Genomic DNA, 20670 nt, shown 5'->3' on the forward strand with positions numbered 1-20670 from the left:
GAGAACAAGGCGATGCACGCCCAGATACCCATAGTCATAGAGACCACCGGGCGCACCGAGCGCGCCTACGACATCTATTCCCGTCTTCTGCGCGACCGCATCATCCTGCTGGGCACCGCCGTGGACGATCACGTGGCCAATGTGATCTGCGCCCAGTTGCTCTTTCTGGAGTCCGAGGACCCCAAGAAGGAGATTTCCCTTTATATCAACTCCCCCGGCGGCTCGGTCACCGCGGGAATGGCCATTTACGACACCATGCAGTTCATTTCGTGCCCCGTGTCCACCCTGTGCATGGGGCAGGCCTCCAGCATGGGTGCGCTCCTGCTTACGGCCGGAGCCAAGGGCCTGCGTTATGCCCTGCCCAACTCGCGCATCATGATCCACCAGCCCTCGGGAGGCTTCCAGGGGCAGGTCACGGATATTGACATTCACGCCCGCGAGATTATTCGGATGAGGGAGCGGCTCGACGAAATTCTTGCCAAACATACTGGCATGGATATTGATAGAGTCCGCAGGGATACAGAGCGCGACCATTTCCTGTCTTCCGAGGAAGCCAAGGAATACGGCATCATCGACAAGGTGATCGTCTCGCGCGAGGAAGAAGGAACAGCAACCCCATAGGAACTTTTGACCGGCTCGGTGCCGAGCCAGACGGCCCGGAGTCAGGGAAGATTCCATGACCAAGAAAAAGACACCCGCCTCTTCGGAACTGTGTTGTTCGTTCTGCGGCAAGAACCAGGACGAGGTGCAGCGCCTGATAGCAGGGCCGGACGTGTACATTTGCGACGAGTGCGTGGCCCTGTGCAATGAGATCATCGCCCAGGAAAGCCTGAGCGAGGAAACCTCGGACGGCAAGCTTTTGCCGCCGGCGGAACTCAAGCGTCTGCTCGACGAATACGTCATCGGACAGGATCAGGCCAAGAAGATCCTGGCCGTGGCCGTGCACAACCACTACAAGCGGGTCTACTATTCCGGAGGAGCCAAGGACGACGAGGTTGAACTCGACAAGTCCAACATCCTGCTCATAGGACCCACCGGGTCGGGCAAGACCCTTTTGGCCCAGACCCTGGCCCGCATTCTCAAGGTGCCTTTCGCCATCGCCGACGCCACCACCCTCACGGAGGCCGGCTACGTGGGCGAAGACGTGGAGAACATTCTGGTTCAACTGCTCCAGAACGCCGACTACGACATCGAAGCGGCCTCCCGGGGCATCATCTATATCGACGAAATCGACAAGATCGCCCGCAAGGGCGACAGTCCCAGCATAACTCGCGACGTGTCGGGTGAGGGCGTGCAGCAGGCGCTTCTCAAGATCATCGAGGGCACCGAGGCCAACATTCCGCCCAAGGGCGGGCGCAAGCATCCCCAGCAGGAGTTCATCAGGCTCAACACCTCGAACATCCTGTTCATCGTGGGCGGCGCCTTCATCGGGCTGGACAAGATCGTGCAGCAGCGCCAGCGCGGCTCGGTCCTGGGCTTCGGAGCCAAGATGGAAGGCGCCCGCGAGGACGACGTCTCCAAGCTCTTGGCCATGGCCCATCCGTCCGACCTGGTGAAATTTGGGCTCATCCCCGAGTTTGTGGGACGTATTCCCATCATCACCTCGTTGACCGAGCTTGACGAGGCGGACTTAATCCGCATCCTCACCGAGCCCAAGAACGCCCTGGTCAAGCAGTACATGAAGCTTTTCGAGCTGGACAAGGTGCGGCTGCGTTTCACCAGCAACGCCTTGTCGGCCATCGCCAAGAAGGCCATCGAGCGCAAGACCGGCGCGCGCGGCCTGCGCAACGTGATGGAAAACATCATGCTCGAAATCATGTACCAGTTGCCGTCGCTGACCGACGTCAAGGAGTGCGTGGTGAACAAGGCCGTGGTGGAGAAGGGACTTGAACCGCTGCTGTTCTACCAGCAGGAAGTGAAGTCCGCCTGACGACGGCGAATCGACCAATCGACTCGAACGAACCCTCTTCCGGCGACGGAAGGGGGTTTTTTCGTCTGGGCTCCAACGGTGCGGGAGCCCGGGACTGGAATCGGACCGCCCCGGACCGCTCAGGCGTGGGCCACCCGGTTGCGTCCTCCGTTTTTCGCCAGGTAAAGCGCCCGGTCGGCCCGCTGAAGGATGGTCTGCTGATCGTCCCCCGGGCGCGAGATGGTCACGCCGAAGCTGGCGGTCATGGAGCCCACCACGGAGAACCCGGTTTCGGCTATTTCCAGCCGCAGCCGCTCGGCAAACACCTGCGCGGCGTTTTCACCCGTTTCCGGGCAGACGATCAGGAATTCTTCTCCGCCCCAGCGGCCCACAATGTCGGTTTCCCGGGCCAGCCCGGTGAGAATGTCGGCGATGCGCAACAAGACATTGTCGCCCTCGGAATGTCCGAAGGTGTCGTTGACCCGCTTGAAATGATCCAGGTCCGTCAGGATAAGGGAAAACATTCCCCCGTAACGCTTGACCCGACGCAGCTCCATGCGCAAGGCTTCGTCGATTTTGCGTCGGTTGCACAGCCCGGTCAGCCGGTCCGTCATGGAGAGGATGGCCAACGTCCTGTTCTTTTCGTCAAGCTCCATGTTCTTGAGGGAAAGCTCGTTGGTCCTTTGGCGCACCTTGTCTTCAAGGTTCACCACCAGGTCCTTCATCCTGTGGGTCATGTCGTTGAAGGTGTCGGCCAGGACGCCCAATTCGTCGCCGCTATCGACCCGCACGGCCGCTTCGAGGTTGCCTGAACGCAACTCGGAGGCGCACTTGGTCAGGGCGAGGATCCTGCCGGTGATCGTCGATCGAACGAAACCGGAAGCGGCCAGCGCCGCGAGAAAGCAGAACGCGGCGGTGATGAGCACCACCGTGGTGGCGGCGCGCACGATGAAGTCAATCTTGTCGCGAAATTTGATCACTTCGGCCGTGGCCAGGGATTTCAGACCGTCGGACACCGGGGTGAGGGTCTTCACTTGCAGGTTGAAGTCGTTGCGCAGGCTCCTGAGGGTCACGTCCGTGGAAAGAATCTGGGCGGCGAAGTCCTTGTATTCGTCCAGGGAGGCGAGGGCCTTTCGCTTTTGCTCCTCGTCCAGGGCTTTTGAATCGAGCAGGGCGTGTTGCAGCCTGTCCAGGGCGTTCAGTCCGGACTGCATGAAGGGACGTTGCCTGGAGATTCTGTAGTGCATTTCATGCATCTTTACGTTGAAGGCCATGGCGGACAGATCGGGAGCCGATGCGATGGCCCCAAGCAGGGTGGACATGGCCTTGTCCAGCCGAGCCTCGAAGCCCGTCCCGGGCGAGGCGAGGGCCGTGAGCAATCCGAAGTTGTAGCGGAGCACATCGGAAAAACGTCGCGTGAGGGAGAGGTAGAGGTTGATGTCCGCCTGGTGTCGGCGCAAGGCGTTGTTGACGCCTGGAGTGGCGATAAGTTCCTTGAGTTCGCCGTTGGCTTCAATGACACGGGCGATGGAATCCCGGGCTGGATTGCCGAAGAGCTTTTGCGCGCGGTCAAACCCGAGTTCCTGGTAGTTGAGAAGAAAGTCCCAATAGAGGCGACGCGCTTTTTCCAGTTCACCGTCCATCTCAAAGATTTTCTGTCGAATCTCCATGGCGTTCAAGATCTCCGACTCGGCGTTTTGCACGAGAAACAGCGATCCCACGTCGACGAGAAAGGAGATCATGGTAAACAACAACAGCGAACTGAAGATCAGGCCGATCTTACGCCCGATGCTGAGCGCTCGCCAGATGGCGGCGACATCGATATGCGGAAACGGTCTATGGGGCATAGCGGTAGACGACGTTCGCCTCCAGGCCGTCGAGTCCGCCCGCCGGATCGGTCAGCCGCAGGACGTTGAAGGCCGGGGAGGCGCAATCGCCGAATTGGTCGCAGTTGAGCGTGGTTTCGTTCACCCCGGGGTGGTTGCGGGTGGCGTAGAGGGCGTCGCGCAACGCCTGGCGGCCTATGATCACCGAGCCGTCCTTTTGCTTCACCGCCACCTTCTCGATGGCGTCGAGGAGGAGGTTGGCCGCGTCGAAGGCGCTTAAAATGAAGTTGGTGGAAGGCGGTTGGCCGTACCGGGCGATATATTCGGACTCGAAACGCCTGGTCGCATCGCTGGTGACGGCCGGGGTGGGACCAACGAAATACATGCCCACGGCGTCGGTTCCCATGTCGTCGATGAACGACTGGGTCATGAGCGACCCGTCGCTCATGAGCGTGGTCTTGGCCAGTTGCGGCATGCGCTTGGCCTGGCGCAACACATGGTTGCCTTCCGGGGAGAACAGGGGAAAAAAGAGCAGATCGGCCTTGGAAGCGGCCACGGCCTCCAGGGCGGGAGCCATGTCGTTGTCGCCTTTGTTGACGGTGACCCGCGCGACGACCTTGCCGCCCAAACGTTCGAACTCGCGTCGGAACCCGTCCGCAAGGCCCTTGGTGTAGATGTCGCCGTCGTCTATGACCGCCGCGGTGCGCAGACCGAGCACCGAAAAGGCGCATTGCGCGGCGGCGGGACCGGAATGCTCCTCGTTTCTGGAGGTGCGAAAGAAACCGGGCTGCCAGTGGGGGGCCTTTTCGCCGCCGATGGACGTGAGGAACGGAGCGCTGTTGTTGCCGGAGATCATGGTGACTCCGGCTTGCGACATGACTTTTGCCGCCGAAGCCGCGGCCGAGGAACAGGTGGTGCCGAAAAGGGCCACCACCGTGGGGTCGGAAACGAGCTTCAGGGCGGCTATGTGTCCGCCTTCGCTCCGACAGCCGGTGTCCTCCAGGGTGAGCTTCACGGGGTGGCCGAGAATTGTATCGCCTCGTCTGGCCAAGGCGAGTTCAAGTCCGCGAACCTGTTCCCTGCCGATCACCGCCACTCTGCCGGACAGGGTTTCAATCACGCCAAGATGCACGGGAGCGTTCTTTTCGATGCGCACGCAACCCAACGGGTCGTTGCATGCCTGTGGAGTCTTGTCGGAAGAGCAACTTGCCGAATACGCGACAATAAAAAAGAGAAAAAGGGCGGGAAAGAGGGCTTTGGACAAGGATTTCTCCACGAAAGAACTCCCGGGCACGGTCATGGGGGATGCATTGTAATTATACTGCTTAATCGCATGTATCGCACGTGTCAATATCGTTACGCACTTTTGGCGGGGCAAAACAGCATCAGGCCAGTTCTTGTTGAAAAGTTCGACAATAGATTTCGATTTTACGTACTCGTTCCATGCGGGGCCCGACTGGACAAAGGCGATAGCATTCCGTTACATGTCTTGTAATTATAGGATGTTGACTGCAATGGTCCAGGCCGCGACCGGGCGTCTTGACGGTTTTCTCTCCCGGTGTTTAACACAACGGGCCCATTGCGGCCGGGATTTGACAAAATTTCGGCCGGTCTTACTCTCATTTGTCCAAAGCCATGCCTGAGGCGAAATGCGCCTCGGCGTGGACACTCAAGCCAGGAGGCTTCATGTCAAGCTTTTCCTACGACGACCAAGCTCGCCGTTATGATCGGGTCCGATTGCCGGTCATGAGCCTGCGCGAGGTGGTCATGTTTCCGAGGTCCATAGTGCCGTTGTTCGTTGGGCGCGAGGCCTCCATAAAAGCCATCGAGAACGCCGTCTCCGCCTACGACAAGAAGATCTTCCTCGTGGCCCAGCGCGCTCCGGAGACCGAAAAGCCCTTGGCCGAGGATCTGTTTCGGGTGGGCACGGTGAGCAAGATTCTCCAGATGCTCAAACTGCCCGATGGAACCATCAAGGTGCTCTTTGAAGGATTGTACCGGGCCGAGTGGGACCCGGACGACGTTTCCGGATTCGAGGAGGAGTTCCCCACCGCCCGGGTGAGCCGCATGTCCGAAGACGACGGCGAGGGCAGCGAGGCCGAAGCCATGGTGCGCGCGGCCCACGAGGCCATGGAGCATTACGGGCGCATCAACAAGAAGCTGGCCCCCGAGACCATCTTGGCCATCAACGCCCAGAGTTCTCCGGGGCGTTTGGCCGACGCCATCATGCCCCACCTCAAGGTGGACTACATCCGCAAGCAGGAGATTCTCGAACAACTCGATCCGGGCAAGCGGCTGGAAGAGACGTATGCGCTGCTTCAGGGGGAGATCGAGATCAGCTCCATCGAGAAGAAGATCAAGAGCCGCGTCAAGCAGCAGATGGAGAAGAACCAGCGCGAATACTACCTGAACGAGCAGCTCAAGGCCATCCACAAGGAAATGGGCCGCGACGAGGACCCCCTGGCCGAGGTGGCCGAGTTCGAGGAGCGGCTGGCCAAGAAGAACATGCCCGACGAGGCTCGGGAAAAGACCCTGCGCGAGCTCAAGAAGCTCAAGAACACGCCGCCCTCCTCGGCGGAATACACCGTGGTGCGCAATTACGTGGAGTGGATTCTCGATCTGCCCTGGAACGTGCTGCAGGAGAGCGAGATCGATGTGCTCCGGGCCAAGCACGTGCTGGACGAAGACCACTTCGGCCTGGAAAAGCCCAAGGAACGCATCCTGGAATACCTGGCCGTGCAAAGTCTGGTGGAGACCATCAAGGGCCCCATCCTCTGCCTGGTGGGACCGCCCGGCGTGGGCAAGACTTCACTGGCCAAGTCCATCGCCAGGGCCATGGGGCGCGAGTTCGTGCGCTTGTCACTGGGCGGGGTGCGCGACGAGGCCGAGATTCGCGGCCACCGGCGCACCTATGTGGGCGCGCTGCCCGGCAAGATCATCCAGTCGCTCAAGCGGGTGAAGTACAATAATCCCGTTTTTTGTCTGGACGAGGTGGACAAGATGTCCACCGATTTCCGGGGCGATCCGTCCTCGGCTCTGCTCGAAGTGCTCGACCCCGAGCAGAACAGCGCTTTCGGCGACCATTATCTCGATCTGGACTATGACTTGTCCAAGATCTTTTTCATCACCACGGCCAACTCCCTGCACACGATTCCCCTGCCGCTCCAGGACCGCATGGAGATCATTCGCATCCCTGGCTACCTGGAAACGGAAAAGGCCAGCATCGCCCGGAACTTCCTGCTGCCCAAGAAGATCCAGGAAAACGGCCTGAAGGCTGAGAACATCACCGTGGGAGACGACGCCATCCTGGAAGTGATCCGGCGTTACACCCGCGAGGCGGGCGTGCGCAACGTGGAGCGGGAGCTGGCTTCGGTCTGTCGCAAGGTGGCCCGCAAGCTGGTGGAAGGCGGAGAGCGCGAGGCCAACTTCACCGTGGGCGCCACGGACTTGGCCGGCTACCTGGGAGTGCCCAAGTTCCGCTACGGCGAAATGGAGGAGGAGGCTCAGGTGGGCGTGGCCATGGGCATGGCCTGGACCGAAATGGGGGGCGAACTGCTCGTGGTGGAGACGGCGCTGATGCCCGGCTCCGGCAAGGTTGAGATAACCGGCAAGCTGGGCGACGTGATGACCGAATCGGCCCGCGCGGCGCTGTCCTACATTCGGTCGCGGTCCGGACAGTTCGGGCTCAAGCCGGACTTTCACAAGGAGGTGGACATCCACATCCACGTGCCCGAGGGCGCGACTCCCAAGGACGGTCCCTCGGCGGGCATCACCTTGGCCACGGCCATGGTGTCGGCGTTTTTGAACATGCCGGTGCGAAACGACCTGGCCATGACCGGCGAGATCACCCTGCGTGGACGCGTACTGCCCATCGGCGGCCTGCGGGAAAAGCTCCTGGCCGCGCACCGTGGCCGCATCGCCAAGGTGCTTGTGCCGGACGACAACGCCAAGGATCTGAAGGAAGTGCCCGAGGCCATCCGCAACGACCTGGACATCGTGCTGGTCAAGAACATGGACGAAGTGCTTGAACAGGCCATTTTGTGTGAGGCTCCCGGCAAGGTGTTCTGCGGTCGGGGGGCGGATGTACCGCCGTTGGCCGTGAGCCTGCTGAAAGAAGAATACCAGCCCCTGACCCGACATTAGCCCGCAGGGGGAGGAACGACCAAATCAACGGGGCGGTGAGGAGACTCACCGCCCCGTTTTTTTGTGGGATGCCGTTGGTTTCCGCCCCGCCTCGTGCATCCGCGTAGGGGGAGGGCGACGATTGATGACCATTGGGGGAGGCGTGCGAAAATTTCGCAGTGAGGAGTCCGGACAAGCCGGTATGGACGTCAGCAACAAACGCAGAGATGAGGACCGCCGTAGCCAGGCGCAATTCTTTGGTATGAAGATGTGTCTTGGCTCTGAATTATTAATTCCGATTTTATGCGTCTAGAACACGCTTTATAGCACTTTGCAACCGCTTCACAGACGGTTGCCGCAGCCGCTTCAACCCCAGCCGCGCACCCATGAGCACATGAGCTTCCTCCGGCTGGACGCCCTCTGAAAGTACCTGCCGGGCCAGAACAACCAGTTCCTGTATGGCTATGGAATCGACACTTCGCGTTTCCTCTCCGGGGCCGGGGAGTCGGCAGGTGGTGCAACTTGAGGGCTCGCATTCTTCAGGCCAATAGAACACCATGCTCTCTTCATGGGATTTCGGGCTGGTTCGACTGACAAGCGCAAGCACGCGATTCTTGATCCGCTCGCCGCTGTGTTTCAGGCCGTGAGCCCTGGCGATCTTGCGGACCAGCAGGTCTTCCCGGATGGGGCCTTCACTCGCGATAAGCGCCGATACCATCTCCTTGAGCTCGGACGTATAGTCCAGATCGTGAAAACGCTCCCGCGCGCCATTCAGGCTGGAATCCTCGTCCGGGGTCGTGCCTTCCTGAACCCGGGGAGGCGCGTGTTGCGTCACCAGTCCGCAAACCAGGCCGGGGGACGCGGGGGCGGCTTCGACAATCAACGGAGCGTCCTCCGCAGCCTCGGGGAGCGGGGAGGGCTCCTCAAACGGTGGAGTTTCCTCCTGAGCCATGGGAAGGGTAGCGGGTTCCTCGTTGACGGATTGCCGGGTCTGTTCCAGCAGGGCGGACAGCTGCTCCTGGAGCTTGTCCAAGGCACCCGCACTGTCGGTCCACCAGTCCGTGGACCAGACCCGAAAGATGTTCCATCCGAGCCGGTTCAGCACCAGTTGGCGCAACCGGTCCCGGTCCCTGGCCGTGGCCGACCGGTGGTAGGTCGCCCCGTCGCATTCGACGCCAGCCAGATACCGGCCCGGCATGTCCGGATGCACCACGCCCAGGTCGATACGAAACGCGGACACGCCGATCTGCGTGTGAACTGTCCAGCCCTTGGCCTGGAGGCGTTCGGCCACGCTCTTTTCGAAGGGGGAGTCGTAGCCGCCGAGGGCACCGTGGATCGCCTCGCCCAAGGCCTTGGGGCCGCGTTCGGCATATTCCAGAAAGTGCTTGAAGTCCTTTACGCCGTCGGCGCTCGTTCTCGAGAGGTCAATCTGGTCGGGGCTGAGGGTCGAAAATACGGACATTTCCTGGCGGGCGCGGGTCACGGCCACGTTGAGCCGCCTGCCGCCGCCGGACTTGTTCAGCGGCCCGAAGTTCATCGACACACGGCCTGAAGCGTCGGGGCCGTAGGTGACCGAAAAGAGGATCACGTCGCGCTCGTCGCCCTGGACGTTCTCCAGGTTCTTCACGAACACCGGCTCCTGCCTGTCTTCCGAGAAATGCGCGTCCACGGCCGGATCTTTCCGTCGTTCCACTTCCAGGAGGTCTTCGATGAGCCGTTGCTGCTCCTGGTTGAACGTCACCACTCCCAGGCTCAACGCGTCCTTGTTGAAGGCGGGGTCGCGCAGTCGTTTGACGATGTCCTCGACGACGGCTTTCGCTTCGGCCCTGTTTACTCTGGCTCCGCCTTTCTCATAAACTCCTTCGGGCACATGGTAAAAGTGGATGGCGCGGTCGGTCGTGGCTGGCGTGGGGAAGGTGACGAGACCGCCTCCGTAATAGCGGTGGTTGGAGAAGGTGATGAGGCTTTCGCTCTTGCTTCGGTAGTGCCAGCGGAGTTGGAGCGTTGGGAGGTTCGCACCCATGCATTCGTCCAGGATGCTCTCCATGTCCTCGTCCACGTCGTCACCATCCACGTCAACCTGGTCACGCCTGTCAAAGAAGGAGGTGGGCGGCAACTGCTTGGGGTCGCCGGCCACGACCAGCCTCCTTCCGCGCGCGATGGCTCCGATGGCGTCCCACACGGGAATCTGGGAGGCTTCGTCGAACACCACCACGTCAAAGAGGGCCTGTTGCGCGCTCAGGAACTGGGCGATGGAGAGGGGACTCATGAGAAAGCAGGGCGTGACCCGGGTCAGGATGTTGGGCAAGGCCGTGATGAGTTGACGAAGCGGCATGTGCCGTTTCTTCTTTTGCAACTCCCGGTTCAATATCCCTGTTTCGCTTTTGCGGCTCTTGTCGTCCAGGCCGGCCATGCGCCCGCACAATCTGGCCCTGACACAGGACTTCGTCAGCCCCATGATGGTCTCGTCGAGCTTTCTGAACTCATCAATGCGCCCTTCATGCACATGGGAGACGAAGCTCCGAAGGACCTCGTCATCGTCCACCAGGACCTGAAGCCACCAGCGACAGTAGTTGACCTCGAACAGTTCCGGGACATTCACCTCAAGCCTGCTCAGGCTTTCGAGAGCGGTTATGAGCGGGCTCAAGCCCACGGACACGGCCTCCTGCCGCACACCGCGCCAGGCGCACCAGTTTTTGATCTTGGGAGCCAGCTCCCGCCAAGCCCGGCAACGCTCGCCGATGGACTCCAGCCAACCTTCGTCCTTTTCGGGGAACAACTCCTCCTGAGGCGTCCCGGTCAGGGATGTGAGCCTTTTCAGAGATTGCTCGAACTGGCGAGAGGCATCCTCAAAGTGCTTCGCTCGTGGTCTCAGCATGCCTTCAGGGGAGAGCAGCTCCTCCCCTAGTTCCAATACGCGGGCGATAGCCAGCCTGAGAGCGGCCAGTTCGTCGGGGGTGTCGGCCAGCATGGACATGGCGGCCCGCAACGCATCTCCCCAGGCGAACGCCGCTTCGACATCGTGAGCGGCCGTGTCCAGCCCGCGCCACAGGCCGCATGTAGCCCCCTGTAAATGGTCAAGGTCGGACAGTTCGGCAAGGCATCCCCGGGCGCGGCGTAACAGTTCAATATCTCCAGGAATGTCCCGGGGATTCTCCTTACCTTCCGTTTTGGATTTGAGAGCGTTGCGTACCCCCCGGCAGGCGAAGACGCGTTTGAGCCACCAGGCGGAATTTCCAGCCTCCCACTCGGCGCTCAAGCCGTCCAGGTCCAGGTCGGAAGCTTCCATTTGATAGGGCACGGAAAGCCCGCTCCAAGCTTTTTGGAAGTCGGCCTGCACGGCTACGCCCTTGCGCAAATCCCCCGACACCAGGGATGCTCCTGGAGAGAGAAGGAAAGCATACGGTTTGCCATAGGCCTCCAGGACGAGCTTGGCGAGACGGGTCAGCCCGGTAAATCCTCTTCTTCCAGAAGGCGTCGCGGGCAGGCCCATGGCCTTGCGGCAAGCTTCGCCGGCTTGTAGCAGCGTCGTGGCTTTGCCCGGGAGCGTCGAGGCTTCTTCCAGGAGTTCGGTTTGCCAACTGGGCGACCATTCCCCCCTGGAAAGGCCGGTGAGCGGATGCCCTGCAATCTCCCCGACCGCACGGCTCGTGATCCCTATTCGGCGGGCGACGTCGCGCAGGCCGCCCATGGCGTCCGCATCGTGCTGGTGGGCGTCCGGCCAGGAGAGGTTCACCCAGGGAACATGACCGCCCGCGATGCAGTGACCCATTGCCTGATAGGCCGAGAGTCCATTGGGATGGCGGTGGTGCAGGCGACGAACAAAGGCGTTCAGTTGGCTGCGAAGGGATTGCAGCCTGTGGGACTCTCTCTCCCACTCGCTGGAGTCAAAAATTTCGCTGGCGTCGCAGGCGGCGCGCAGCTGGTTGAGGGCCTCAACCTTGTTGGCCTTGTTGGAATGAAGTTCGAGACAGAAGTCGGACAGGCCCACATCCCGCAAACGGCGGTGCACGACGTCCAGGGCGGCTTTCTTTTCCGACACGAAGAGCACGGACTGGCCCATGGCAAGGCACTGGGCGATGATGTTGGTGATGGTCTGGCTTTTCCCTGTTCCCGGCGGGCCGACAAGAACAAAATCCTTCCCTCGGGAAGCGGCGGCCACCGCCGCCAACTGGGAAGAGTCCGACATGAGGGGGGTGAAGCACTCCTGGGCGGGTAGCGTGTCGTCGAGGTCTTCCGCCCTGGGAAAGTCGTCCGCCGAGCCGTAGGGCTCCCGGGGAGTGTCGATGAGATGGCGGACTATGGGGTTTTCCTTGAGCTGGTCCGTACGGTCGGCAAGGTCCTTCCACATGAGGTATTTGCTGAACGAGAAGGTGGCGAGCACCACGCCGTCGCTGACGGACCATCCGGGAATGTCCCGCACGTGCTGACGCACGGTCCGAAGAATGAGCGGGATGTCCAGCCCCGACTCGTCCGTGGGCAAGTCGCCCTCGAATTCGGTCATGGACAGGGCGTGGTCTTGCCTGAGCATCTGCAACAGCGTGGGATTGAAGCGAGGGGTGTCCTCGTGCATGGTCAAGGTGAATCCGGACTGGACCGACCGGCGGTGCAATATCACCGGAATCAGTATCAGGGGGGCCTTGTGGGTTCGCTCAGAGGTCTGGTCCTTTTTCCAGTTCAGGATGCCGATGGCCAGATACAGGGTGTTGGCCCCTCCCTCCTCCAACTGGGAACGCACGGCCCGGAACAGTTCCACCAGCCTGCCGTCGAGTTGGTCGCCCGGGCCGTCGGCCAGAAGTTCCTTGCGTTCCAGGGCCTGTCGGGCGTGGACGAGGCGGGCTTCCTCCTGGTTCTGCTGCCGATGGAGTTCCTGACTCCGCGGATCGTTCCCCAGCATGACGCGCGGGTCGGGCAGTATCTTGAACCGCTCCCCATCGGCCAGCATGTCTTCCAGCCTGGCCGGGGCCGGGCAATTGAGAAAGATCGCGGTTTTCCCGGGCTTGAAGTTGAGAAGCTTGTTGCGCAAGGAGAGGTCCAACAACTGGCGTTTCCACTTCTCCAGGCGTCCCCCTGGAAGATCGGCCTGGGCGTCAGGAGACGGCAGGTCGATACTCTCGGGGAGGTCGGGGGCTTCTTCCCAGACGGGCTCCTGGACCTGGGCTGGTCCGGCGTCGGCGACGGGAGTGGGGCGGGCTTCATCCAGCGGCTTGATGCGCTGAATCCGGGCGCGTTTGACATCCACGGCCATGAGGAACGACTTCGGGCCGTCCAGGTGGCCGGCTCCCGTCTGACAGGCGAAAGAGAAGGGTGGGGCCGGACGTTCAGTGACGGCCAGGGTGCTTTCAAAAAGCACCATTTCTCCGAGCTCGATGCGTTTGCGCAGAATAAGCGGGTCATCAACCACGGCGGTGGAGAAGTCTTCGTCAGACAGCCAAGCCCCCGGGAATGCGTGGCCGTCCAGGAACACCAGAAGCGGGTTCAAGCCGCACTGCTCGATGCAGGAAGCGAACAACAGGCAAAGGTCCAGACAGGTGCCGAGACCAGCTTCCAGAACCCGAGAGGGGGAGCGGACTTTCTGCCCCAGTTGTTCGAAGCTGGCCGGAGGGAGGATGTAATCCAGCCCGAGGGAACAAACAGACGCCCAAATGGAAGACAACACCTCCCAGACCCGCTTGCGGTCGCCGGTCGTGTAGCCGTCGAACGCTGAGGGCTTCGAGCGTTTCCTGAGCACCTCCGCAGCCTGCTTGATGATTCGTTCAACGGCCACATCATTAGGTCGGACGAACGCCGCCGCAATTTCGGGGATGTGCCCGACTCCGCCCCATTCGTCCTTCGAGAGCACTTCAAGGGGAACGTCTTTGGCGCAGACTTCCTGGCCCGACACCGTCAGACGGAAGGAGAGAACAGCTCGAACGGCTTCCCGGAGTTCGGAGAGGTATTTCGCCGAGATGTTCAGGGCGCGCTCGGGCAACCGGTAATGGACTTCCGGTCCGACGCATTCCACTCGCCAAACCTGCTGCTGGCATACCGGCGGATCGGACTGAAGAACAAGTTCGACGCGTTCAAGCGGTTCCCGGGTATTGTTCTTGATTCCCAGGTCCTGGATCAAGGGGACCGCGTTCTGCTGAAGCGCCAGGTTGAGTTTGGGAAGCGTGCTGACATCAATGAAGATTGTCTCTTCCAATGCCTCGCCTTCATTGTCTTTTGACACGAAATCCACGTATTCCACTGGTCCCTCTCTCCGGCGGACGATTTGCTTTTACCATTGAGTAACGCTTTGCGAATGGCAAAAAACATAATCAGAGTATCCGAATAGGGGCGGCAAGGTAAAGGGGCGACGAAGTGGATATGTGATCTTGAGAAATAGGCTGGGGGGCAACCCCGTAGGGAATTCGTTTCCTGACACAAAGGAAACAGCGATGGTATGGCCTCATTCAAGCATGTTTTGCTTCCATTGGAAGGTGTCGCGCAGCCGCCACCACTTTTCGCCCCGTGATTAATTTCAAAGGGAGAAGTCTCGTTCGTCGCGAAGTCGGACAGTCTTTGAACTCGGCTTGGTATTTCGGACAACCACATCGGTCAAGGGCCTCGCGGGAGCATGCCGCCAGGAGCGGATACCCCCTTGACGCAGGCTGGGCGCGTCTACGCACGGGTTATCCATTTCGACTAAAACAAAGTTTGGTTATCCGGATTGGAATCCGTCAGCTCTTTGCTGCCAACGCCCAAAACGGACGAAGGCGGCCCTTGCGAGCCGCCTTTTTCCTGAAATTTCCGGGGGTTTTGGACTTTGTCGGACTTTCTTGGAAGTCCTCTTGGTGGGGCGGGGGAAGCCGAATCGAATAGATAACATTTGAATATTCAAATGGAATATTTTTTCAGAAATCGTGTCCTACTCACAATTCTACTCACAAAAAATTTTTTGAGTCCCATCGTGAGGCGGGCGGGATGCCCGGACCGCCCGTTCGAAGCCTTGTCCTTCTCCGCACAGGTGGCTATTTTAGTTTTGCCCGCGTTTTCAATCTGACTTCCGGAAAGGCCCTCCGGTTTGCCCGCCTCGGGTGCGCCCGTGTTGCGAGGAATATGAGGAAGAGGTCGCCCTCCAGATTGAGCGCGGGCTTTTTCATTGACGGGGAAGACCCGTCCGGGGAGTTCAATTCCTTGTGGGATTTCAGGATTGCGGTTCAAGCGAACCCCGCACATCCGTCAGGACTTGGGTGAGGGGTGCTTGGATGCTTCAAAAGTGACGGACTGAGAATAGGCGGGTGCGGCACCGCTCGGAGGGACGCCCATATCCCCTCATTGCTCCCGCGCTCGTGGCCGCGAGCGGGTCCCCGGTGGGGCGCTGATTTCCGGTGGTCGAGCCGGCGCCGCCTGTGCCGAACGCGTGCGATGCAGCCGTCTAGATCGGCGCTCCGCCCCAACGGCCACCAGAGGTTGCGCGGCCCCTGGTCCCGACGTATGGCACGACCCCCAAATAATGCCTTCGGCGCGGCCGGGCAAGCCCTCAGGGTAGTTGAACCCACGATATGGCATATTCGTTGGGAGAAGCGTTACGTGACGTGTCACGCAACGTCGTCAGTTCTTTCGCTATCGTGACCAGTCACGATAAAAACACCGCTGGCCGTCCGTTCCATGACTCTGGGTTTGAAGCGGTTCGAATTGGCACCCGCGCGAATCGCCTCGACACGGGTGAGCTCGGCTTTCGCCTCAACCAAGCGAATTTGTTCTTCGGCTCGGGCCGCCTTTTCTGCGCTACGCTGCGCGCGAGCCTTGAGTTTTCGCTCCTCTTGAGCCGCCGGGCTGTCCGGCTCCACGCCTTTGTAATGGGCCATGATGCAGCGGGAGACGCATGTGTTGAGGTCGCTGCCCTCCGCTTCGGCCAGGGCGCGGAGTGCTTGGTGAACGTCGGGCGCAAGGGTGATGTGCAGTTGCGCCGCGCCGCTCGCGCGAAGTCGTGCTCGGCGCTCGCGCTGGCGCTCAGTCGCGGTTTTGACCATGGGTGTCGGTCTCCTTGCTGTGAGTAGTCGTGACACGTCACGGAGGGATACCCCCGTGACGCGTCACAGGTCAAGACACGTCATGGACCGGTTCTGCAAATCCCCCCGCCCTCCGCGACCATGATCTCCGGGGGCGCACGCCGTCAGCGATTACTTTTTTTCATGAGGGTTTGATCTCTTAATTCCTGACTGCCTCTCCCTGGCCCAGGTACGGCTCGGCTCATTTGATTCGTCCTGGCGTTCGTTTCGGCGACCGGTGCAGCGGTTTAAGCCTTGGACGGATCGAAGTTCGTTAGGGCCTGCTCAAGTGCCGCTCCCTCGGCACCGGCCATGCGCGAGGCGTCCAAGGCTTTGCGCAGGACCTTGGCCAGCGCACGGCGTGCCTGTCGTTCGGCGTTGGCGGACTTTTCATCAACCCGGAGGCCCAAGGCCTTGACCTGCGCAATACGCTGTTTTGCCCGCTCAAGACGCTTCGTCTCTCTTTCTTCGCGCCGTCGACGCTTTCCTTCTTCCTCCAACAGTTTCAGCAAGGCGCGGGCCTCGCGTTTCTCAGCAGCAAACTCCGCGCTCCGGAGGCCGTGCTTCTGCGCGTTCTTGTTCCCAGGCTTTGCCCCGCCTTTTCCGCCATGTAGCCGGCAGACGCGTTTGCCATGTACAGCGGGGTTCTTGCAACGCTCACCTGTCGATTTGCATTTGGCTTGGCAACGCGGCGCGTCCAGAAAGGCAGGTCGGCATTTTTTGATCTTTGCCTCAGGTTGTTCGCCAGAATCCACGGTGTTCTGGCCATCAATCGTGGTCTGGGGATCTTTCATTCAATCACCTCCGGTGAAGAAATCAGGCGCGCGGGTTCAAGTGGCCGGCGAGGCACATTTCCGCGAAGGCGGCGCGGGCTCGGGGGTCGGTCGCTTCAAAAGCCGCAACGTCTCGCGAGTTCCCGAGCTTCGCGTCACCAGCGTGCCACCTGAAACGAAACGTGTTCAGACCCTCGGGCAGGGGCACGGCCCGGCGAATCGCCGCGTGAACCCACCCACGAGCGTTGCGCTCGCAAGAGGCGAAAACGTCGAACAGGTCCTGACCGCGTAGCGTGCCGACGAACCGCGCAGGGCCGGCGGCCGGCGCTCGAGGACCACGGCGCAGGGCACGCCAGCAGTCCCATGCGCCCAGCCAGGCGGACGCGGAGGCGAGGGCGGCGGGCGCATGGAGCGGCCCGGCCCATCGGCTGAAGGCGGAAATCTCCGCCGGGTGTAGGCTCGCGCTGGGGGTCATAACCACGGACCAACCTTCTCCCGACAATGCGAGCTCGACGTCAACGCCTCGGCGGGCGTTGTCGAGGAACCGTTCAGCTTCGTACGCTTCGGTGGTTTGCATGATCTATCTCCTACGCCGGACCAAGCCGGCGCTGATTTTTAATTTGTCCCAGGGGGGTGGGGCGACCCTTGGGGCGTGGAGCGCGAGCTTCTGTGCGCCCCGTAGGGGCAGGCCGCTCGCGCCTCGCGTTGTAGAGCTGGCGCGGGCTCCGGGAGCGCGAGACGTTTTTCGCGTCTCGCGCTGTGACGATTTCCCGGAAACCCGCACCACGTCTGCCTTCCGGGAGCGCGAGAAAAATTTCTCGCGCTGTCTCGCGTTCCAACCTCGCGCTGTGGCTCGCGCTGTGGCGTTTTCGAGAATTATACATTTTCGAGAACCTATTCAGCGCCCGCCGGAGCCTGCGGTGGGACCACCTCCAGCACTTCGCAAGTCCGTCGGTTTTTCCCTTGGTGAAACGCGAGCCGAAGCCGTCCTTCATGGACAAGCACCTCGACGCACTCCCGTAAGCGGTTTTCGCTGAGTCGAGGGAAGTCGCCGCGCCACACTGCCGCAAGCCGGCGGCTGAACGCCCTCGGGGTGCACGGTTCTTCACCTGCCTCTGCGAGCCGCGACACCTCCTCGATGACGCGTCCGGGTAAAGCTTCAAGTCCTGGCTGGTCGGCTTTTTTCGGCGGATGGAATGGGAACAGTACGCCCCCGTGGCCGCGCCGGGCGAACCTCAGCCCGGTGAGCGCCGCGTAGTTGCTCTTGGACGAGTTCAAGGCCAAGTACGCATGTGGCGCGTCCTTAGCTCCACCGATCAGCCGGGCTTCATCGGGGCGCAAACCGACCATGCCGAACTGGGACCTGGCGGCCGCCGTGATCGCGCTTGCACCCCGGAGCCGGTGAGCTTCGAGCCTCTCTTCGACGGCGGCCAGGCCTTTGCCGCGCAGTTGACCGCTCGGCTTTGCAGCGTGGTGCAGCAACAGAACCGCCGCGCCTGTAGACTGCGCCAGGCCTTCGAGCAGTTCCATGTTGAACGTGGCCGTGCCGTTGTCGTTTTCCTGACCGGCGTAGATGCGGCTCAGGCAATCCAGAATGATAAGCCGCCAGCCTCCAGACGAAACCAACAGCCGGCGCAATTCTTTATAGAACGCGGATGGCCGGAGAACACCGCCTTTCATTTCAGCAAGGCGCATGGATTCTCCGACCATTGACCGAGCAAAGAGGTTTTGCTTGATCGTTTCGCGAACGGTTTGCGAAGCTTCTGCATCCTCGCTGAAATCAAGCGGCAAGTATGCGTCGAGCATCGCATTGAACCGCGTTTGGACAATGCTCATGCGGTCTTCACCAAAAAGCGCAAAGACCCTCCCAGGGTCATTCGAGCCAAGCTTGAATAGTCCGGCAAGCAAGGCGTCGTGCGCCCCTGCGACAGCAAGCGCGATTTGCATGGACAACGTGGATTTCGACACGCCGCTTGGCCCACCTAGTATGGCCGTGTCACCGGCGATGAACGAGTCTTGCAGCACGAAGTCGGGCGGTTGCACGGGCTGGTCCAGCCATGCGCCGGCCTGCATTGCGGACAGATCCAGGGGGGCGCGGCCCGACGAAGGGCCGGCGTCCGGCTCGGGTTCGCCGCGCAAGAGCGGGTGCGACCAGTCGACAGGCGCGCCCTCGAAGGTCGGCACAAACTTCTCGCCGGCCGCGCCTCTGGCGTACGTGAAAGCATGACTCGTCACGTCCCGCAACTCGATTTCGTCGAGCGGCGGCTGGCACTTCACCGGGTTCCAAGCCTTGGCAAGCACCGTGAATGCCGCGTCCTCGGACACGCCCCGATCCCGGAGCGAGCAGGCCATTTTGTACGCCGAAGCGTTACGTCCGCCCTGTCCAGCCTCGGGCGCGCCGGCGATGACCTCAAGCGCTTGGAGCACGGCGCAATCCGCGTCCGGCACGGCTCCTGCCAGCGCTTCGCCGGCCGGCCGGTTCGCGTGGCGGACGCGCTCGGCCTTCGGCGCGCCGCCCAGGTCCAAAAGCAGTTGCGGCGCGGGCCGGAGCACCGGCGGAGTCAGCATCTCGTACTTTCTAAGCACACCGTCCGCACCACGTACTTGCGAACCGGCGGCGACGATGTACGAACCGTCGCTTCTGACTTCGACACTCAGCTTTTCATCGTCGATTGCGGCGTACCGTGATCCGCAGTTACCTTTGAATACGTAGTGCTTCCCGCCATTCGTCGGCGTGCGGACTTCTATTGCGCCGGCAAGATCAAGCCCAAGCTCGAATTCTAAGCGAGCAAGCCCTTGGTCACCTAGTCGCTCCGGGGTTTTGTTGTCCACGTCGAGCGCAACAAGGCCGGACTTGCCAAGATCAACGCCCCAATTGCAGTTTGGATGCTGTCTAGCCCAAGCGGTTATGGTGCCTAGGTCGGACGTGGATTGCAGCCGCCAGGCGACAAAAGGCGGCGACTTGCATTCCGGCCTGATCGGAAACACGGCGCACCCAAGTTCCTGCGCCAGGTGCAAGGCGAAATCGAGCGGTGTTGACAGTTTGTTCTTGACGAGCGCGGTGTCCACTTGCAGAGTTGAAGCGCCCCTTTTCGCTTCAGTCTCGGCAACCGCCCCGCCTTCAATCGAGGTGGGGCGTTCCATTTAGAACGCCTCGCCTTCAATAAATGCCCGCATCGCGTCAACCTGGTCGTCGCTCCACAAGGAGACGCGAGGCCCCAGCTTGTGGGGTCGCGGAAACTTTCCGGCCTTCACCAGCGAATAGAATTTGGTTTTGCCGATCGGTAGCAGTTCAGACAGAATCTGCTTTGCGCGGTAGTATCGCGGCTCGGACATATACGGACCTCCAATGTTTCGTTGGATGCCGTGTACGTCCGCGAACGTTCAGGTGAACAGGTGGTAAAATTCGAAGCCCGTCAAAGTAGTTTTGCCCCCCGCAGACGCCGGATCGCGTCCTCCGCGCCCACGGTCGGCTGGCCGCGCTGTATCAAGACCTCGCACACAAGCCGGCGAAAAGGACCCCGTGCGCTGCACTGGCGCCCGCCCGACTGCCGCCAGGCGCGAGCGAGCCCGATGATCAACGCGTCGCGCGGGGTCTCCCTGGGCCTGCCAGGTCGGCGGGCCTCCCGAGCCTGTTCAGCGAGCATCGCCCCGGCGCGCGCCGCCATGGCGTCAAGAACATCCGCCGCTGCCCGCTGGCGAGCCAGTCCCTGAAGTCCGCTTGTGCCCAGGAACGCCAGGCGGGCGGCCTGCCGGCGCGCGGTCAGACCCGCGTCGACGCCCCGGAGCAGGGCGGCCAACTCTTCGGCCATGCCGGCGAGGCGCTCCAGCTCGCGCGAGAAAGCGGCATCCATGGGCGCCGTGCCGGGCCCGTTGAGCAGCCGGAACAGGTTCGCGGCGTCGCTGATTTGCTGCCGCCGGTCAGCATCGAAGGCGCGACCGCAAGCGGTCTCGATTGCGTCGAAGTCCAATTGAGGGTTTGACATGAGATTGTCCGAAGGGAATGTGTCGCGCCCCGCCCGGCC

At 61.4% G+C, this 20670-nt stretch carries 11 protein-coding genes and 1 pseudogene; 3 read left to right on the forward strand and 9 right to left on the reverse strand.

The genetic code is table 11. The features are described from left to right. Positions 1-9: 9 nt before the first annotated feature. Both clpP and clpX read left to right on the forward strand, forming a co-directional pair. Positions 10-621, forward strand: a pseudogene (gene clpP, locus ACYQ01_RS00765) (ATP-dependent Clp endopeptidase proteolytic subunit ClpP); the annotation flags it as partial. Between the two features lie 55 nt (positions 622-676). Continuing rightward, positions 677-1930, forward strand: a complete 1254-nt coding sequence (clpX, locus tag ACYQ01_RS00770) for an ATP-dependent Clp protease ATP-binding subunit ClpX (protein ID WP_459931928.1) — start codon at positions 677-679, stop codon at positions 1928-1930. A 119-nt stretch (positions 1931-2049) separates the two neighbouring features. Here clpX and ACYQ01_RS00775 read toward each other — a convergent pair whose 3' ends face one another. Both ACYQ01_RS00775 and ACYQ01_RS00780 read right to left on the reverse strand, forming a co-directional pair. Then, positions 2050-3756 carry a diguanylate cyclase gene (locus ACYQ01_RS00775; protein ID WP_459931929.1) on the reverse strand — a complete coding sequence of 569 codons (1707 nt, stop codon included), beginning with the start codon at positions 3754-3756 and terminating at the stop codon, positions 2050-2052. Continuing rightward, the gene (locus ACYQ01_RS00780) at positions 3746-4891 is read right to left on the reverse strand and encodes a branched-chain amino acid ABC transporter substrate-binding protein (protein WP_459931930.1); all 1146 of its coding nucleotides are present in this window, start codon (positions 4889-4891) and stop codon (positions 3746-3748) included. The genes ACYQ01_RS00775 and ACYQ01_RS00780 overlap by 11 nt, the downstream gene beginning before the upstream one ends. A 530-nt stretch (positions 4892-5421) precedes the next feature. Here ACYQ01_RS00780 and lon point away from each other — a divergent pair. Next, a complete protein-coding gene (lon, locus tag ACYQ01_RS00785) occupies positions 5422-7878 on the forward strand; it encodes an endopeptidase La (protein ID WP_459931931.1) in 2457 nt (818 codons plus the stop codon). A gap of 280 nt (positions 7879-8158) precedes the next feature. Here the strand turns inward: lon and proA are convergent, their stop codons facing one another. From proA to ACYQ01_RS00820, 7 genes are all read right to left on the reverse strand, one after another. Further along, positions 8159-14041, reverse strand: coding sequence for an anti-phage protein ProA (proA, locus tag ACYQ01_RS00790; protein ID WP_459931932.1), 5883 nt, complete (start codon positions 14039-14041; stop codon positions 8159-8161). 674 nt (positions 14042-14715) lie between these two features. Further along, positions 14716-15042, reverse strand: coding sequence for a hypothetical protein (locus ACYQ01_RS00795; protein WP_459931933.1), 327 nt, complete (start codon positions 15040-15042; stop codon positions 14716-14718). Positions 15043-15419: 377 nt separating this feature from the next. After that, positions 15420-15854, reverse strand: a complete 435-nt coding sequence (locus ACYQ01_RS00800) for a hypothetical protein (protein ID WP_459931934.1) — start codon at positions 15852-15854, stop codon at positions 15420-15422. Between the two features lie 266 nt (positions 15855-16120). Continuing rightward, complete coding sequence (locus tag ACYQ01_RS00805) at positions 16121-16666, reverse strand: hypothetical protein (RefSeq protein WP_459931935.1); 546 nt, start codon at positions 16664-16666, stop codon at positions 16121-16123. Positions 16667-16688: 22 nt separating this feature from the next. Continuing rightward, positions 16689-17222 (reverse strand): hypothetical protein, encoded by a 534-nt coding sequence (locus ACYQ01_RS00810; protein WP_459931936.1) that lies wholly within the window; start codon positions 17220-17222, stop codon positions 16689-16691. 317 nt (positions 17223-17539) lie between these two features. Then, positions 17540-19789, reverse strand: coding sequence for an AAA family ATPase (locus tag ACYQ01_RS00815; RefSeq protein ID WP_459931937.1), 2250 nt, complete (start codon positions 19787-19789; stop codon positions 17540-17542). Positions 19790-20061: 272 nt separating this feature from the next. Continuing rightward, positions 20062-20631: a hypothetical protein gene (locus ACYQ01_RS00820; RefSeq protein ID WP_459931938.1), complete on the reverse strand. Its 570-nt coding sequence runs from the start codon at positions 20629-20631 to the stop codon at positions 20062-20064. Positions 20632-20670 lie beyond the last annotated feature (39 nt).

The organism is Fundidesulfovibrio butyratiphilus (genome assembly GCF_054657235.1).

Bases quoted from the DNA above. Each gene is read 5' to 3' on its own strand.
- ACYQ01_RS00800 (WP_459931934.1), bottom strand. From the start codon at position 15,854: ATGGTCAAAACCGCGACTGAGCGCCAGCGCGAGCGCCGAGCACGACTT.
- clpX (WP_459931928.1), top strand. From the start codon at position 677: ATGACCAAGAAAAAGACACCCGCCTCTTCGGAACTGTGTTGTTCGTTC.
- ACYQ01_RS00775 (WP_459931929.1), bottom strand. From the start codon at position 3,756: ATGCCCCATAGACCGTTTCCGCATATCGATGTCGCCGCCATCTGGCGA.
- ACYQ01_RS00820 (WP_459931938.1), bottom strand. From the start codon at position 20,631: ATGTCAAACCCTCAATTGGACTTCGACGCAATCGAGACCGCTTGCGGT.
- lon (WP_459931931.1), top strand. From the start codon at position 5,422: ATGTCAAGCTTTTCCTACGACGACCAAGCTCGCCGTTATGATCGGGTC.
- ACYQ01_RS00810 (WP_459931936.1), bottom strand. From the start codon at position 17,222: ATGCAAACCACCGAAGCGTACGAAGCTGAACGGTTCCTCGACAACGCC.
- ACYQ01_RS00805 (WP_459931935.1), bottom strand. From the start codon at position 16,666: ATGAAAGATCCCCAGACCACGATTGATGGCCAGAACACCGTGGATTCT.
- ACYQ01_RS00815 (WP_459931937.1), bottom strand. From the start codon at position 19,789: ATGGAACGCCCCACCTCGATTGAAGGCGGGGCGGTTGCCGAGACTGAA.